The 17,059-nt window shown below is 60.3% G+C and carries 13 protein-coding genes; 10 read left to right on the plus strand and 3 right to left on the minus strand.

Annotated features, from left to right (window positions below; genetic code table 11):
- Positions 1 to 4: 4 nt before the first annotated feature.
- Together K5E80_RS05400 and K5E80_RS05405 are read right to left on the minus strand one after the other, a co-directional pair.
- Positions 5 to 928 carry a hypothetical protein gene (locus K5E80_RS05400; RefSeq protein ID WP_220635200.1) on the minus strand — a complete coding sequence of 308 codons (924 nt, stop codon included), beginning with the start codon at positions 926 to 928 and terminating at the stop codon, positions 5 to 7.
- Positions 929 to 1,166: 238 nt separating this feature from the next.
- Positions 1,167 to 2,210, minus strand: a complete 1,044-nt coding sequence (locus tag K5E80_RS05405) for an NAD-dependent epimerase/dehydratase family protein (protein ID WP_220635201.1) — start codon at positions 2,208 to 2,210, stop codon at positions 1,167 to 1,169.
- A gap of 255 nt (positions 2,211 to 2,465) precedes the next feature.
- Between K5E80_RS05405 and K5E80_RS05410 the strand changes: the two genes are divergently transcribed.
- Positions 2,466 to 3,368, plus strand: a complete 903-nt coding sequence (locus K5E80_RS05410) for a ribose-phosphate diphosphokinase (RefSeq protein WP_220635202.1) — start codon at positions 2,466 to 2,468, stop codon at positions 3,366 to 3,368.
- Between the two features lie 50 nt (positions 3,369 to 3,418).
- On the opposite strand, the gene K5E80_RS05415 is transcribed toward K5E80_RS05410, so the two are convergent.
- Positions 3,419 to 4,990: a peptide chain release factor 3 gene (locus tag K5E80_RS05415; protein ID WP_220635203.1), complete on the minus strand. Its 1,572-nt coding sequence runs from the start codon at positions 4,988 to 4,990 to the stop codon at positions 3,419 to 3,421.
- Positions 4,991 to 5,104: 114 nt separating this feature from the next.
- On the opposite strand from K5E80_RS05415, the gene K5E80_RS05420 reads away from it, so the two are divergent.
- The 9 genes from K5E80_RS05420 to parC all read left to right on the plus strand — a co-directional run bounded on the left by K5E80_RS05420 (position 5,105) and on the right by parC (position 16,865).
- On the plus strand, positions 5,105 to 5,344 hold the full coding sequence (locus tag K5E80_RS05420; RefSeq protein WP_220635204.1) for a type II toxin-antitoxin system Phd/YefM family antitoxin: 240 nt from the start codon (positions 5,105 to 5,107) through the stop codon (positions 5,342 to 5,344).
- A complete protein-coding gene (locus tag K5E80_RS05425) occupies positions 5,341 to 5,781 on the plus strand; it encodes a type II toxin-antitoxin system VapC family toxin (RefSeq protein WP_220635205.1) in 441 nt (146 codons plus the stop codon). Before K5E80_RS05420 ends, K5E80_RS05425 begins: the two co-directional genes overlap by 4 nt.
- A gap of 11 nt (positions 5,782 to 5,792) precedes the next feature.
- Entirely contained in the window at positions 5,793 to 7,307 is a 1,515-nt protein-coding gene (gene lysS, locus K5E80_RS05430) for a lysine--tRNA ligase (protein ID WP_220635206.1), read from the plus strand.
- Between the two features lie 92 nt (positions 7,308 to 7,399).
- Entirely contained in the window at positions 7,400 to 9,343 is a 1,944-nt protein-coding gene (gene mnmC / locus K5E80_RS05435) for a bifunctional tRNA (5-methylaminomethyl-2-thiouridine)(34)-methyltransferase MnmC2/FAD-dependent 5-carboxymethylaminomethyl-2-thiouridine(34) oxidoreductase MnmC1 (protein WP_220635207.1), read from the plus strand.
- Positions 9,344 to 9,652: 309 nt separating this feature from the next.
- Positions 9,653 to 10,327, plus strand: coding sequence for an outer membrane lipoprotein (locus tag K5E80_RS05440; protein WP_220635208.1), 675 nt, complete (start codon positions 9,653 to 9,655; stop codon positions 10,325 to 10,327).
- A gap of 192 nt (positions 10,328 to 10,519) precedes the next feature.
- Positions 10,520 to 11,977, plus strand: coding sequence for a GGDEF domain-containing protein (locus tag K5E80_RS05445; protein WP_220635209.1), 1,458 nt, complete (start codon positions 10,520 to 10,522; stop codon positions 11,975 to 11,977).
- Between the two features lie 160 nt (positions 11,978 to 12,137).
- Entirely contained in the window at positions 12,138 to 12,470 is a 333-nt protein-coding gene (locus tag K5E80_RS05450; RefSeq protein ID WP_246590878.1) for a flagellar protein FliT, read from the plus strand.
- Between the two features lie 100 nt (positions 12,471 to 12,570).
- Positions 12,571 to 14,544, plus strand: a complete 1,974-nt coding sequence (locus K5E80_RS05455) for a DNA topoisomerase IV subunit B (RefSeq protein WP_220635210.1) — start codon at positions 12,571 to 12,573, stop codon at positions 14,542 to 14,544.
- A complete protein-coding gene (gene parC / locus K5E80_RS05460) occupies positions 14,541 to 16,865 on the plus strand; it encodes a DNA topoisomerase IV subunit A (protein ID WP_246590879.1) in 2,325 nt (774 codons plus the stop codon). The genes K5E80_RS05455 and parC overlap by 4 nt, the downstream gene beginning before the upstream one ends.
- Positions 16,866 to 17,059 lie beyond the last annotated feature (194 nt).

Consider the following 17,059-nt stretch of genomic DNA (forward strand, 5'->3'; position numbering starts at 1 on the left):
TGGATTACTCTGCCGCCGCGAGGGTGGCGGGTGCGGAGCGAAGTCCGATTGTTTGCCTTGGCGGCAGCTTGAGCGTACTCAATATTGTGACCAATCGCGCGACCTCCGGTATGACGCCTTCATCGTTGAACAATGGGGCAAGCTGAGGGTCTCCGAGTAGCGTCAGCAGCGGCTGGGCTTGATCATCGATATACGCGGTTGAACTGATGAGCCGGACGCCATGGCTGTAGTCCGCGTAGCGCGCTCCATGCAGCGTGCTCAATGGCTGGATAGGCCGGCCATCGATCCGATGCCAGCCATAGATGGCAACGCGTTCCGGATAGCGCCAAAGGCGACTGGTAAGCACCAGATCCTTTTTGTCGCCTGCCGTCAGCGTTCCCTGCGGCAACCTCCAGTCGGAGCGCTGACCGCGCACCATCTCGTTATGCTGCCAATAATAATTTGTCGACCGCATTGCAGCGCTGGCCGGCAAGGGCTGTGGCGCAAGATGGATCTGCGCCTGTCCATAGATTTCATCCACCAACTTGCGCGTCGGCAGCACAAAGCCGTAGCTGTCGTCGAATAGCAGTGCGGTTTCGAGCCGCATTGGCATCAACACGTAATCGTCGTCGCTGCCTATCGCCACATAGTCGGGAGCCACGCAGAGCGTCACTTTTACGTCGCGATGATCTGCAAGACGCTCGCGGAACGTCACCGGCACCAGCCGCCGCAGGAAAGACGGAATGTTGCCGTCCATCAGTTCGGCAAGGATCCTGCTCTCCCGTTCGTCGCTATTCATGCCTTTTACCCGCGACACGAATTCACGCCCGCCAGGCGCCGAGGACTGACGAGCTGGAATCGCGCTGGTGAGCGCAGAGGGACAAAGCCGGTCCGGCTGATGGGCCGCGGTCGCCGCCATGCAGGCAACGGGAGCGGCCAGGCATGCCATGGCTAATCGAAGTCTGATATGGCTTTTTATTCGTCTCATCATCCTGGCGAAGCAACGCTGACATGATGCAGATGACATTGCATCGGGTTTTGATCCGCGATTATCTGCGGTCAGGCGGAACGGGGATTTCCGGTCTCGGCGGATGACTATGCTGTCGTCTCGACGAAACATGGCAGGACTACAGGCAACGTTCAACTAGAAAAAGCCGAACGCACGATAGCCGATGCACAGTGTACCGTTAGAAAAGTTGCTTGGCTAGTTGCAATGCACCCTTTTTCCAGGGCACGCGATGCGAAATTCCCGTCTTGCCCCGGAATTCGCCGCGATGGGCCACGTACCAGTCATAGTTGCGCAGCAACGCATCCCGGTTCGAAAAACGGGGAACAAATCCGAGCCGGCTTTCGAGGCGTTCGATCGACACAAAGCTCTCTTCGGCGGCGGTGTCGTACACCCACTTGTAGATGGGAGAAAGATGCAAGGCCTCCAGCAGCTTCAATAGCGCAATGACCGGAGCGGCAGGTAGACCGACAACGCGACCACCATGGCCAGCATGGTCCAGCACCGCCTGAAAGTTGTCGCGCATGGTGCCGAAATCCCTGGCGCCAACGTTGAAGGTGTCATTGACGGTAATACGATCCCGCGTCGCACAGAGATAGATGACGGCACAAAGATCCTCGACATCGAGCAACTGATAGCGGTTATCTCCGGAACCGAGTACCGGAAAATTTCTTCCATCGCAGGCCCAGTCGTAGAGCAGCTCAAAGATACCAAGTCGTTCCGGCCCGACAAAGCTCTTGGGACGGAGGATCGTCACGCAATGCCCGGCGTCGCGTTGCACAAGGCATAGTTTTTCCGCCGCGATCTTGGCTTCGCCGTAAGGCCCCACCCCCTGCAGCCGATCGTCTTCATACAGCGGGTGATGATCGGGGATTCCATAAACGGATGTCGAGGATATGAAAATAACGCGTGAGACCCCGTGCCGGAAGGCGCTGTCGAGAACGATGCGCGTGCCATCGACATCGGTGGAGAAGATGTCGCGCCGCTTGCTCAGCGGCAGGGCTGCCGCCGCATGAACGACAACCGTTACGCCCTCCATTGCCCGATCCACGGTGGTGGAATCGCGAATGTCTCCCAAAACCGGATCGATGGCGTTGCACTCCGGGTAATCGAACGCAGCGATATCGAGCGAGCGTACCGCTTGTCCGCGGGCAAGGAGATAGCGGCACAGATTGATGCCGAGAAATCCGGCGCCGCCGGTGATCAGGAAAAGATCTTGTGCCATGAGAGGAGTCCTCGGAATTCCGATGATACGCGACGTTGACTATGGAGCTCCTGCTCGGCACAGGAACTCACCGTGTTGGCCTGTTTAACCGGATTGTTATTCCATCCCGTCATGGAATAGTTTGACCGCGGTCAACAAGCGTTGCCGCGTTGGCCGTTATCGTGTGCATACCGTCCCGTCAGGATGCCGCCAATCGAGGTGCGCCATGAGCATCAGCGTTTCAGCTCCGATAAAAGTCGGGAAGAGAATCGGGCAATGAATGAAATCGCGCTGATCGCCGGCGATGCCCACCCTGAACTGGGGCGCGATATTGCGCTTGCGCTAGGGGCAACCTTGATCCCCGTCTCGATCTCGGCTTTCGCCGACGGCGAAACGCGAATTCGTATCGAGGCCGAAATCCGCAACGCCGATCTGTACATCGTGCAGCCGACCTCCTCACCGACCAACGAGCGCCTGATGACACTGGCGTTGATCGCCGACGCGGCACACGCCGCGGGGGCTGCGCGGGTGACAGCCGTGGTGCCCTACTTCGGCTACGCCCGGCAGGACGTGCGCAAGAGCAGCGGCGAGCCGCTCTCGGCGCGGCTGGCGGCGCATCTCCTGCACCACGCCGGCATCGACAGGATCGTCGCGCTGGAGTTGCATTCGCCGGCACTGGAAAATGCTTTCGAGATGCCGCTGTTTCACCTATATGCCGATGATCTGATGCTGCCCGTGATCCGGAGCTGGAATATCGCCGATCTGGTGATCGTTTCACCCGATGCCGGGGGCTTCAAGCGCGCGCAACGCTATGCAACTGCGCTGACAGTGCCGCTGGCGGTGGTCACAAAAAATCGTCCCGGCGCAGATATTGCGGTCACGCTGAAAACCCTGGGCGAGGTGCGCAACCGATCTTGCCTGATCGTGGATGACATGGCTAGCACCGGCGGCACCATTGCCGGCGCGGCTCACGCATTGTTCGATGCCGGCGCGAAAGCGGTCCACGCGCTGTTTGTTCATGCCGTCATGGCGCCGGGCGCGCTGGACAGAATTTGCGCTGCTTCGGTACAACGGATCGTCACTACCGACAGTGTGCGCAGCAATACCGATCCGCGTATCGAGGTGGTACCCATTGCCCGTTTTCTGTCGCAAGCGCTGCTGCCGAACCGCTTGCCGTAATCGCCAATTCTCTGCGCTGGCGCCATGACTGCGGCGCGCGGCGCGAGCAGTCAATGCACTTCGCGCGTTTCCTGGAACTTGAGCTCGGGATAGCGCTCTTGCGTCAATTGCAGGTTGACGCGGCTGGAGGCGAGATAGACATAATCCTCCGCGCCGTCGAGCGCGACGCTGGCGGGATACTTGTCGGCAATGGCGCGCAGTTGGTCCGGGCTACCCTTGATCCAGCGTGCCGTCGCCACGGCGCAGGGCTCGAACACCGCATCGACGCCATATTCAAATTCGAGCCGGTGTGCCACCACGTCGAACTGCAGGGCGCCAACCGCGCCGAGAATCAGATCGTTGCTGCCGAGTGGGCGAAATAATTGCGTCGCGCCCTCCTCCGCCAGTTGCTGCAAGCCCTTCTGCAGCTGCTTCAGCTTGAGTGGATTCTTCAGCACCGCGCGCTGGAACAGTTCCGGCGCAAAAGAAGGAATGCCGGTGAAACGCAGCTCCTCGCCCTCGGTGAAGGTTTCGCCGAGACGAATGGTGCCGTGGTTGGGAATGCCGATAATGTCTCCGGCATAGGCGTCCTCCATGATGCTGCGATCCTGCGCCATGAAGGTAATCGCGTTGTTCACGGCAAACGGCTTGGCCGCTCCCATCTGCTTGATCTTCATGCCGCGCTCGAAATGTCCCGAGCAGACGCGCAGGAAGGCGATGCGGTCGCGATGGCGCGGGTCCATGTTGGCCTGGATCTTGAAGGCAAAAGCAGTGAACTTCGGCTCGTTCGGCGCCACGTCGCGCGTCGTCGTCGGTCGCGCCAGGGGCGGCGGCGACAGATCGACAATGGCATCGAGCACGCTCTGCACGCCGAAGTTGTTGATCCCTGAACCGAAATACACCGGCGTCTGCCGACCCGACAGATAGGCGTCCTTGTCGAAGGCATGCGAGGCGCCGCGCACCAGTTCGATGTCCATGCGCAGTTCTTCGGCCTGATCCGCGATCACTTCATCGAGACGCGGGTTGTCGAGGCCCTGAATGATTTCCGAGGTGCCCTTCTCGGCCTGCGGATCGAAGAAGTGAATTGTGTCGCGATAAAGATCGTACACGCCGCGGAAACGCTTGCCCATGCTGATCGGCCAGGTCATCGGCGCGCACTGGATATTCAGCACGGATTCGATTTCGTCAAGCAGGTCGATCGGCGACTGGCCTTCACGGTCGAGCTTGTTGATGAAGGTAAGAATCGGCGTATCGCGCAGGCGGCAGACATCGAGCAGCTTGATGGTGCGTTCCTCGACGCCCTTCACCGAATCGATCACCATCACGGCAGAATCGACGGCGGTCAGCGTGCGATAGGTGTCTTCCGAGAAGTCGGCGTGGCCCGGCGTGTCGAGCAGGTTGATGATGCAGTCGCGATAGGGGAACTGCATCACCGAGGAAGTGACCGAAATGCCGCGCTGCTTTTCCAGTTCCATCCAGTCGGACGTCGCGTGGCGCGAGGCCTTGCGCGCCCGCACCTCGCCCGCGACCTGGATCGCGCCACCGAACCAGAGCAGTTTTTCGGTCAGCGTGGTCTTGCCCGCATCGGGGTGCGAAATGATGGCGAAGGTACGGCGGCGGGCGATTTCGGAATCGAGGGACACGAGAAGCTTTCATAACAAACACAGAGGGCGCGGATTATACCGGCCGTCCCGCAAAATGTGACACACAAAACAAAATGTGACACAATTCGCCTGTTACCGGTCGAGGAGCACCACATGAAAACCCTTGGAATACGTGAAATGCGCGCCAGTTATGGCGCTCTGGAAACCGCACTGAAGGAAGAAGGCGAAGTCATCCTCACCCACCACGGCAAGCCCTTCGCGCGAGTACTGCCCATCGAGGCGCCAATCCCACCGAAGAAGATGCCCAGTCTGGCCAAACATCGGGCAAAAATTCCTTTTCAGACGATCCCCAGCGAAGTACTGATCCGCGCAGACCGGGATGCGCGCGGATGAGTTCTGCCACGCTTTATATCGATACCAGCGCACTAGCCAAATGGTATCTTCCGGAGCCCTATTCCGATGCGGTCGAATCGCTGCTCGACAGCGTCGGTAGTGTTCTGGTCAGCCGGCTCACCAGCGTGGAGTTCCGCTGCCTGCACCAGCGCAAGCTACGGGATCAACAAATCAGCAAGCGGGTTGCGCAACTCAACCAACAACTTTTCGAGGATCATCTTCGCCAGGGCATCCTGCACATTGCGCCACTCAGCGACAGCTGTTTTATCCTGGCCGACCAACTGATCGCCAAAATGCCGGATATGCCGTTGCGCACGCTTGATGCCCTGCATCTCGCGGTCGCCCATGCGACCGATTGCAAACAGTTCGCTACCGCCGACAAAACCCAAGCCGGCGCTGCACGCGCACTGGGATTCAAAGTACATACTTTTTATTGATAACCGCCACCATGACTGACAACGCCCAAACTCCCGCGTCACAGCCCGCTTCAGACGAAAATCATATCATCACCGAACGGCGCGAGAAATTGCGCAAATGGCGCGAGTCGGGCAAGTCCTACCCGAACGACTTCGTGCGCGAGAACACCGCCGAAAAGCTCGATGAATTCTACGGCGAGAAAACCAAGGAAGAACTGGAAGCTGCTGCCATTGCGGTTGCGGTGGCCGGACGCATCATGTTGAAGCGCGTCATGGGCAAGGCCAGCTTTGCGACCATCCAGGACCTTTCCGGCCGTATCCAGATTTTCGTCAGCCGCGATGGTGTCGGCGAGGAAAGCTACACCGACTTCAAGCAGTGGGACCTCGGCGACATCGTCGGCGTGGCGGGCACCATGATGAAGACCAGGACCGGCGAGCTCTCCGTGCACGCAAGCGAGATCCGCCTGCTGTCGAAGGCGTTGCGCCCGTTACCGGAAAAATTCCACGGCCTGTCCGACGTCGAGCAGAAATACCGCCAGCGCCACCTCGACCTCATCACCAACGAGCAGACGCGTTTCACCTTCGTCGCACGCAGCCGCATGATCACTTCGATCCGCCACTACATGACGCATCACGGTTTTCTCGAAGTGGAAACGCCGATGATGCATTCCATCCCGGGCGGAGCTGCAGCCAAGCCCTTTACCACGCACCATAACGCGCTCGATCTCGACCTGTTTCTGCGCATCGCGCCGGAGCTGTACCTGAAGCGTCTGGTGGTCGGCGGTTTCGAGAAAGTGTTTGAAGTCAATCGCAACTTCCGCAACGAGGGGCTGTCGCCGCGGCACAACCCCGAGTTCACCATGATGGAGTTCTACGAGGCCTACGCCAATTACCAAAGCCTGATGGATTTCACCGAAGGCTTGCTGCGCCACGCCGCACGCGAAGCAATGGGGCTGGAAACCTTCCAGTACCAGGGCCGCGAACTTGATCTGTCGAAACCTTTTCGGCGCCTCACTATTGTCGGTGCCATTCACCATCACCATCCCGGCTACGGTTTCGAGGAATTGAACGACACCGGCTGGCTGCGCAAAAAACTTGGCGAGCTCAAGGTGGAAGTCAAACCGAATGCCGGGCTTGGCACACTGCAGATGCAACTGTTCGAGGAAACCACCGAAGCCGAAATCTGGGAGCCGACTTTCATCATCGACTACCCGACCGAAGTCTCGCCGCTGGCGCGACGTTCCGACAGCAACCCGGATATCACCGAACGTTTCGAACTGTTCATCGTCGGCCGCGAAATCGCCAACGGCTTCTCCGAGCTGAACGATCCGGAAGACCAGGCGGCGCGCTTCCTGGAGCAGGCCAGGGCCAAGGAGGCCGGCGACGAGGAAGCCATGTTCTACGACGCCGATTACATCCGCGCGCTCGAATACGGCCTGCCGCCGACCGGTGGCTGCGGCATCGGCATCGACCGGCTGGTGATGCTGCTGACCGATTCGCCCTCGATTCGCGATGTGATCCTGTTCCCGCAGATGCGTCCGGAATGAAAACCGCCTCCACCACGGAGGACTCAGAGGACATGGAGAAAATCATTTTCGTTTCTCGCCTTCCTCTGCGTACTCTGCGTCCTCTGCGATAAATGCCTTTTGCTCTTGATCCAGCAACATTGAGCTATACCGCCAACGACGTTCCGTATTCAGCGATATTCGACGACATCTACCATTCCGCCGATGGCGGGCTGGAACAGGCGCAGCATGTTTTTCTTGCCGGCAATGACCTGCCCCGGGCATGGCGTGATCGTGAGCTATTTGTCATTCTGGAAACCGGCTTTGGCCTGGGCCTGAATTTCCTTGCCACCTGGCAGCGCTGGCGTGAAGATCACATTAATAAAACTGCGCGCTGCCAGCGGCTGCATTTCGTCTCGGTCGAGAAGCACCCCTTCGCGCGCGCCGACCTGGCCCAATTGCATGCGCGCTGGCCGCAACTCGCCGCGTTGGCGGATGAATTGCAGGCGCAGTGGCCGCTGCTGACGCCGGGAGTACACCGCCTGCTGCTCGACAACGGCCGCGTCACGCTGACGCTGCTCTTCGGCGATGCCACCACACAAATGCGCAAGCTCGCCGTAGCGGCCGATGCGCTCTATCTCGATGGTTTCGCCCCGGCAAAGAACCCCGTGCTGTGGGACCCGCAATTACTCAAGGCCGTTACCCGGCTCTGCAAACCCGGCGCCACGCTGGCCACGTGGAGCGTCGCGGCGCCGGTGCGCGAGGCGCTGGCCGCCCAGCGCTGGACACTGGAGAAGCGGCCCGGCTTCGGCAGCAAGCGCGACATGCTGTGCGGCCGCTTGTTTGGTAAAAGCGATGGAAATGTCCCGCCATCGGCACCGCCCAGACATGCCATAGTGATAGGTGGCGGCATTGCCGGCTGCGCCATTACAGAAAGACTGGCAGCGCGGCAGTGGCATGTCGACCTCTTCGAACGGCGTTCGGCCATCAGCAACATAATCGGGGGCTTTCTGGGGCTGACAGGACTGCTGCATCCCCTGCTGGCGAAGGACGACAACCTCGCCGCGCGACTGACGCGCGCCGGCTATCTGTACGCGTTGCGTCTATTTCGGCAGCTCGACGCCAAAAACCTCGGCTTGCGCTGGAGCCAATGCGGCATCCTCCACCTCGCCCGCGACGCGGAGGAGGAACGTGCGCAACGCGACATCACCGATGCTCTGGGCTTCCCCGGCGAGTATGCCGAATTCATCGACCGCGAAACGGCAGCGCGGCAGGCGGGTCATGTCGTCGCAGCGGGCGGCTGGTACTACCCAGGCGGCGCCATCGTCAATCCGATCACGCTCTTCAAAGCGCTGCTGGCGCGGCACTCCGCCGCGATTTCGACGCATTTCCACACCGACGTGGCGCGGCTGGAATACGATGGCGGAAACTGGCATGCCATTGGCGTTCATGGCCAAACGCTCGGCAGCGCGCCGGTCGCGATCGTCGCCAATTCCATCGATGCCGTGCGCCTGGTTCCGCAATGCAAGCTGCCGCTCAGCAAGATGCGCGGGCAGATCAGCATGTTGCCGCGAGGCTCCCTGCCCTTTCTCCACCATGCGCTGTGCGGCAACGGTTATCTCACTCCCGACACACTGGGGAGGCATTGCCTCGGAGCGACTTATGACAAGGACGACGACCCGGAACCACGCGAGGACAGCCATTGTTCCAATCTGCAACGTCTCGCCGAGCTGCTGCCCGGTGGAGACTTGCCGCAATTCGAGCCGGCGCAACTCGCCGGCCTGGTCGGCTTTCGCGCCATCGCCATCGACCGCATGCCGATCGTCGGCGCGCTGCCGGATATGACCCAAACGCTGAAGCCAGGCGCCCAGTTGCGCGACGTACTGCGCCTGCCCGGTCTCCACAGTCTGCTGGCGATGGGATCACGCGGCCTGGCTTGGGCGCCATTGGCGGCGGAACTGCTCGCCGCGCAACTCAACAACGAACCGCTGCCGCTCGAACGTGATCTTTTGGATGCCATTGACCCCGGCCGTTTCATGATCCGCAACCAACGCCGCGGCATTGCTTGGCGCGCATGATCGCCAGCGTCATCCAGAAGGATGAAAATGCGCAAGGCAAATTGAATGCCCCCCACCCCAACACCTGCTCCAGGGCTCGCTTTGCACAGCTCGCCCGTCTCGGCGGCGCAAAGCAGTGCTTTGCGAAACCCCGCCTCAACCCCCAGGGCGGGGCTACTGATCGGCTCGCTGCACTCGATATCACAAGATGCCCCATCGCCACGTCTTCACGCTAATTGCCACCGGATTTGTAACGCTCCATTGCGGATGTCGGCAGCCAGCGTAACGATGCGTTAAATTGACATCATCGTCTGTGTAGGAGGAGGCTTCATGAACACCATGTCGACACATCGTCCGCTGCATCCCGTGCTATGGGTTGCGGCCATCGCCGTCATCCTGCTCTCCATCACCGGCATCGCGGCAATAATGGGCCTGATCCCCACGTCAAAATCCGCAGAGCCAGCGGCCATTCCTCAGTCTGTAGCTGACGTTAACGCACCAGCAACGGTTGCGGCAACTCCGCCAGCAGCAACGACGGCCCCCATACCGCAGGCCGTCGTCAAGAAAGACGCTTCGCCCAAGCGTCGCCATGTCGAGCGCCGCGCTGAACAAATCACCCGCGCCGAACCGGCAGCCGAACTTGCTCCACCCCCACCCCCGCCGCCCGCTGTCTGCAACAATTGCGGCCGCATCGAGTCGGTGCAGCGCATCGTGCGTGAAGGCGAAGGCAGTGGCGTCGGCGCCGTCGCCGGTGGGGCACTCGGCGGTGTAGTCGGCAACAACGTGGGGAGCGGCAATGGCCGCACGCTGGCAACAATCGCTGGTGTCGTCGGTGGCGCCTTGCTGGGCAATAAAATTGAGAAATCGCGCAAGCAGATCGTCAGCTATCAAACCACGGTCCGATTCGACGATGGCACATCGCGTGTTTTCAACAGCGACCACGAACAGGGTTTCCGTGATGGCGAACGCGTCCGTCTCGTGAATGGGGAAATCAGACCCGAATAGGCAAGACTCTCTCCCCCTTGGCCCGTCTCTTGTGACGGGCTTTTTTTATTTTGAGAAGGCCCTCAACGTTTCACGATACGGTCGTATTTGGAAGCGGGAACATTCATTTACCCATGGCTTGTACAAAGGGACTCTGGTGTAAGATTATTCGGTAATAACCAAATAAAAAACATAGCTGAAAGCTCTCCACCCTTGGAAATTGCACACGAAATATTGTTGCGCTTGGCCCAGCGTAGCTTGCCGCCGACGCCCGCCAACTATCTGGCGGCTTATCAGGAGATTTCCGGCACCAGTAATGAGGTGGTCTCTGGAATCGCACATCCGGCCGCACCTGTTTACCAGATTGAAAGCACCCTGAAGGAACTGTCCGCACACCTGCTGGAAGACACCGTTGCGATTCTGCTCGCCGAAACCCCGGAGCTGGCGGATGAAGCAAAAGTTCTGGCGATGAAAATACGCGCCACTCATAGTTCCGGGCAGGTGCTGCAACTCGCGACAAAGATCAAGGAATTCAACTGCCGGCTCGGTTTGGTAGCACAAGACAAGGCCGAAATCCGCGATGCCTTGCTGAAACTGCTGAGTCTCATGATCAGCAATATCGACGGACTGTACGGTGATGACAAATGGCTGTCTGGCCAAATTAACGTTGTTGCGGAATTGATCGACCAGCGTCCCCTCAATATTCGCCACCTCGATGCCGCCGAAAGCCGTCTGCGCGACCTGGCCGTCAAACAGAGCAGCATGAAGCAGGAGCTTACCCAAGCCCAGGAACAGCTCAAGGCCATGCTGGCCACTTTTATCGATCAGCTTGCCAGTTTTACGGAATTGACCTCGGACTACCACGCCAAGATTGAAAATTGCGTAGCGCGCATCGCACAGGCCAGCACCATTAACGAACTGTCCAAAGTGCTGGACGATGCGATGCGCGAGACACGCGGTATCCAGGCCCAGGCCCTGCACACTCACACCGATTTTTCGGCCCTTAAGCTGCGCGTCGAAGAATCCGAGCAGGAAATCAGCCGGCTGCGAACCGAACTTGCATTGGCCAGCAAACTGGTACGCCACGACTCCCTGACCAACGCCCTCAATCGCAAGGGAATGAATGAAGCGATCGAACGCGAGGTCACGCGCAGAAAGCGATATGGCGGAGATTTATCGGTGGCGATGCTCGATATCGATAATTTCAAGCGATTCAATGACATATTCGGACATAGCGTCGGCGATGCCGCACTGATTCACCTTTCATCCCTGTTACGCGCCACCATCCGGCCGCAGGATGTCCTGGCGCGGTATGGCGGCGAGGAGTTCTTCCTCCTGCTGCCAAATGCCAATCTGCGCGGCGCAACAATGGCGATGACCCGCGTACAGAGCGAACTGGCGCGGAAGGATTTCCTGCATAACCACAAAAAAATCCAGATCACCTTCAGTTGTGGTGTTGCCGAAATAAGGCAAGAGGAAAGCGCGCTTGAAGTCATCCAACGCGCTGATAACGCAATGTATATGGCCAAGCGCACGGGGAAAAAACCGCGTCGTCGCGGCATAGCGCCCAATCGCGTGGTGCAAAGCACGCCCCGGCCGAAACCAGCGAAAACGGGCCCAAAACCCGTCCTGATTGCCGTTCTGGCGGCAACCGCATCGAGCCGCCCATAAATTGTAGGTGAAACGCCGTGCTACACGGCAATCCGCACGGCGATAGCTGGTTCTGAAAGGGGTTTCTGAGCTACTTCGCAAGCTTACAAATGGTTGGAAAGAAATAGGCAAAGAATAGCGCTGTAGTTTCCCCGACCAAGGCCGCAAGCTGACGACTACCATGTTGCTAATGCCTTCCCAGATCAATATCTACAAGGAAATTTGCGCGCTCTCGGCCCAGATGGTCGAGGCAGCGCGCGCCAACGACTGGGAGCGCCTCGTCGCTCTGGAGCGCAATGTCGCCACTTTGCGCGATGGGCTGATCGGGGAAGATGACGGCAGTTCCCCCTCGTTTCAGGAACTCGACCTGAAACACGGCCTGATCCAGCGCATTCTCGACGATGATGCGGAAATTCGCCGCCATACCGAACCCTGGATGGAGCGGGTGCGCCGGTTTCTGGGGGGAAGATCGACGCACGAACGGGTCGAACGCACTTGCGGCGGCGGCTCCTAGCCGGCCCACGACGACGAGCGGAAAAGAAGGCAATTCCGCTACACTCCCGCAGCAAACGTGGCAGCCTCTTCAATCAATCATTCAACCTATCGTTTCCCCAATGAGCAAGCAGCAATACGACGAATCCTCCTTCCGTGTCCTCAAGGGACTGGAGCCGGTGCGCGAACGGCCGGGCATGTACACCCGCACCGACTCGCCGGCGCACATCATTCACGAAGTCATCGATAACGCCGCCGACGAGGCGCTTGCCGGTTACGCCAAGAACATTCATGTGTTGCTGCATACCGATGGTTCGGTGACGGTCAGCGACGACGGCCGCGGCATCCCGGTCGGCCTGCATGCGGAAGAAAAAATTCCCGTCGTGGTGCTGGCCTTTACGCGCCTGCACGCGGGCGGGAAGTTCGACAAACGTACGGGAAACAGCGCCTATGCCTTTTCCGGCGGTCTGCACGGCGTCGGCGTTGCCGTCACCAACGCCCTATCGACGCGCGTCACGGTCGAAGTGCGGCGCGAAGGTAAAGTGCATGGCGTCGAATTCACCGACGGCGGCGAGCATGTCGGCAAGCTCGAACAGATCGGCACCTGCGGCAAGGAGACTGGTACCCGCGTGCGCGCCTGGCCCGACCCGAAGTATTTCGATTCGCCCAAGGTGCCGCTGGCCGAGATCGAGCGCTTGCTGCGTTCCAAGGCCGTGCTGCTACCCGGCGTCAAGGTCGCGCTCGACATCGAGCAGACCGATGGCAGCTGCCTTTCCAAGACCTGGACTTATCCCGATGGACTGACCGGCTATCTGCGCGAAATGGCTGGCGACCTTGAAGCGCTGGCGCCGATCTTTGCCGCCGAGAAATACGCCGAGGCCAGCGAAGGCGATTTCGCTGAAGGCGAAGGCGCGGCGTGGGCCTTCGGCTGGTTCGGGGAAGCGCTGCCTTCCGAGTCCTATGTCAACCTGATTCCCACCGTCGCCGGCGGCACCCACGAATCCGGCCTGCGCGCCGGAGTGTTCGAGGCGATGAAAACCTTCGTCGAGCACCATGCGCTGCTGCCGCGCGGCATCAAGCTGCAGCAGGAGGATGTCTGCGGGCGCATGGCCTTCGTGCTTTCGGCGCGCCTGCTCGACCCGCAGTTCCAGGGCCAGGTCAAGGAAAAACTCAATTCACGCGAAGCCGTGAAGCTGGTCGCCGGCTGCGTGCGCGACCCATTCGAGATCTGGCTCAACCACAACGTCGACGCCGGCCGCGCGATTGCCGAACTCGCCATCAACCAGGCCCAGGCACGGCAGAAGAATTCGCAGAAGGTCGAGAAGAAGAAGCAGTCCGGCGTCGCCGTGCTGCCGGGCAAGCTCACCGATTGCGAATCCACCGACACTGCCGAGAACGAACTGTTCCTGGTCGAAGGCGATTCGGCCGGCGGTTCGGCCAAGATGGCGCGCAACAAGGAAACGCAGGCCATTCTGCCCTTGCGCGGCAAGGTGCAGAACGCCTGGGAAATCGAGGCCGGCCGCCTGTTCGCCAATGCCGAGATCCACGACGTAGCCGTCGCCTTGGGCATCGACCCGCATGGTCCCGAGGATGGCGTTGATCTGTCCGGACTGCGCTATGGCAAGGTCATCATCATGTCGGATGCCGATGTCGATGGCGCGCACATCCAGACGCTGCTGCTAACTTTGTTTTACCGCCACTTTCCGGCGCTCATCGCGTGCGGCCATGTCTTCGTCGCGCAGCCGCCGCTGTATCGCATCGACGTACCGGCGCAGGGCAAGAAGCGCCCCGCGCGGCGGCTTTATGCGCTCGACGAAGGTGAATTGAACGCCATCCGCGACCGTCTCGAAAAGGAAGGCTTCCGCGCCGATGCGATCGAAGTCGGCCGTTTCAAGGGCCTGGGGGAAATGAACCCGGTGCAATTGCGCGAAACCGCGATGGACCCCGCTACGCGGCGCGTATTGCCGGTGGCCGAACGATCCGGTGCGCGCGACGAGACATTGAAACTGTTCACGCTCTTGATGGGCAAGGGCGAAGCTTCGTCGCGCCGCGCCTGGATGGAAGCCAAGGGCCACACCGTGGATGCGGATATATGACTTCTGATACCCCCGACCTCTTCGACAGCCTGCCTCCCCAGCCACCGGTGCTACCGGCAACGATGGACGATGGCGTGTTACCGCTCGACAGCTACGCCGAGCAGGCTTATCTCGCCTATGCCATGAGCGTGGTGCGCTCACGCGCGCTGCCGCAGGTCGAAGACGGCATGAAGCCGGTGCAGCGCCGCATCCTCTACGCCATGCACGAGATGCGGCTGGCCGCCTCCGCCAAGCATGTGAAAAGCGCGCGCGTGGTCGGCGACGTGATCGGCAAGTATCACCCGCACGGCGACACCAGCGTCTATGACGCCATGGTACGCGTGGCGCAGGACTTCAGTTTGCGCTATCCGCTGGTCGACGGCCAGGGCAATTTCGGTTCGCGCGACGGCGACGGCGCGGCGGCGATGCGCTATACCGAATGCCGGCTGACACCGATCGCCGAACTGCTGCTGGCGGAGATCGACCGCGGCACGGTCGATTTTGCGCCCAACTACGACGGCGCCTTCAAGGAACCGACGCTGCTGCCGGCACGCCTGCCCTTCGTGTTGATGAACGGCGCTTCGGGGATTGCCGTTGGCATGGCGACCGAAATTCCGCCGCACAATCTGCGCGAAGTGGCCGAGGCGGCGAAGCTGCTGATCAGGAAACCGGAGGCCGCGCTGGAAGAGGTATTGACGGTACTGCCCGGACCGGATTTTCCCGGTGGCGGACAACTGATTTCCACGCCGGGAGATATCCGCGAAGCCTATGCCGGCGGTCGCGGCTCGCTGCGCATGCGCGCACGCTGGAAGGTCGAGGATCTGGCACGCGGCCAATGGCGCATCGTCATCAATGAACTGCCGCATGGCATATCAACCGCACAGGTGCTGTCGGAAATCGAGGGATTAACCAATCCGCAACCGCGCCTCGGCAAGAAGGAAGTCTCGCAGGAACAGAAGAACCTCAAGCAGCTCGTGCTCGGCGTGCTCGAATCGGTACGCGACGAATCGAGCGACAAGGCAGCGGTACGCATCGTGCTGGAGCCGCGCAGTTCGAAGATTTCGCAGGACGAATTTATGGCCGTGCTGCTGGCCCACACCAGCCTCGAAGCCGGCGTTTCGCTCAACCTGACCATGATCGGCCGCGATGGCCGGCCGCAGCAGAAGGATCTGCTGAAGATATTGCACGAATGGATCGACTTCCGCTTCGTCACCGTCGAGCGACGTACGCAGCATCGTCTGGGCGAGGTCGAACGCCGCATCCATATCCTCGAAGGACGCATGACGGCCTTCCTCAAGATCGACGAAGTGATCAAGGTGATCCGCAATTCCGACGAACCCAAGCTCGACCTGATCTGGAAATTTCACCTCACCGAGGTTCAGGCCGAGGACATCCTCGAAATCCGCCTGCGCCAATTGGCGCGACTCGAAGGCATCAAGATCGAAGGCGAACTCAACGAACTGCGCGAGGAAGAAGGCCAGCTCAGGCTGCTGCTGGAAAGCCGCAAGGAACTGACCAAACAGATCCTCAAGGAAATCAGCGAGGATGCCAAACAATTCGGCGACGAGCGCCGCACGCTGCTCGAAACCGTCGCCCCGGTGACGATTGCCGAAGTCGCCATCCCGGATGAACCGGTGACCGTGATCGTATCGAAGAACGGCTGGGTGCGTTCGCGCCAGGGCCATGGCATCGATCCCAACAGCATCAGCTACAAGAGCGGCGACTACCCCTTCTTCGTCGCCGAATCGCGCACCGTGCAACCGCTGGTGCTGCTCGACAGCAAGGGCCGCGCCTACAGCCTGCGCGTCGCCGACCTGCCCGGCGGCCGTGGCGACGGCGTGCCGATCACCACGCTGGTCGAATTGCAGGACGGCGCCAAGCTGTCACAGGTCATTGCCGATGTGCCGGAAACCAAATACCTGTTCGCGGGCAGCGGCGGCTACGGCTTCGTCGCTACGGTCGGCGACCTCATCTCGCGGCAGAAAGCCGGCAAGGCTTTCATGTCGCTGGACGACGGCGAGCTACCGCTGAAGCCGGCGAAGGTTGCCGGCGGCACGCTCAACGCCATCACCGCCAACGGCCGCCTGCTGCTGTTCCCACTCGCCGAAATGCCGGAAATGAGCAAGGGCCGCGGTAACAAGATCATCGAACTCGACAAGAAGGACGCGCTGGCGGCAGTGCTGGTGAACTACGGCAACACCCTGACCGTCGAAGGCGCCGGCCGCGGCGGCAAGGAAACGAAGACCCACATCGACGGCGTGGCACTGGATCCCTACCGCGGCAAACGCGCCAACAAGGGCCAGTTCATCGACAGCAAGATCAAGCCGGCGGGGTTGGGATAGGAAATCTGGGGCAGTTCCTGCCGAATTTCATGTTCCGACTGGCCACCGACGAGTATGTCAAATTGATTTCTCAATTTGTAACATCAAAGACGGGGCGCGGTGGACACGGTTGATCGCCGCGCTTCGGTCTGAGATAATGCGCAGGCTCAAACAGCGCGCCTGAGCAATACACTAAGACGCCCGCCCTTCGCTTG

The sequence above is a fragment of the Georgfuchsia toluolica genome (genome assembly GCF_907163265.1).
Lineage (GTDB): Bacteria > Pseudomonadota > Gammaproteobacteria > Burkholderiales > Rhodocyclaceae > Georgfuchsia > Georgfuchsia toluolica.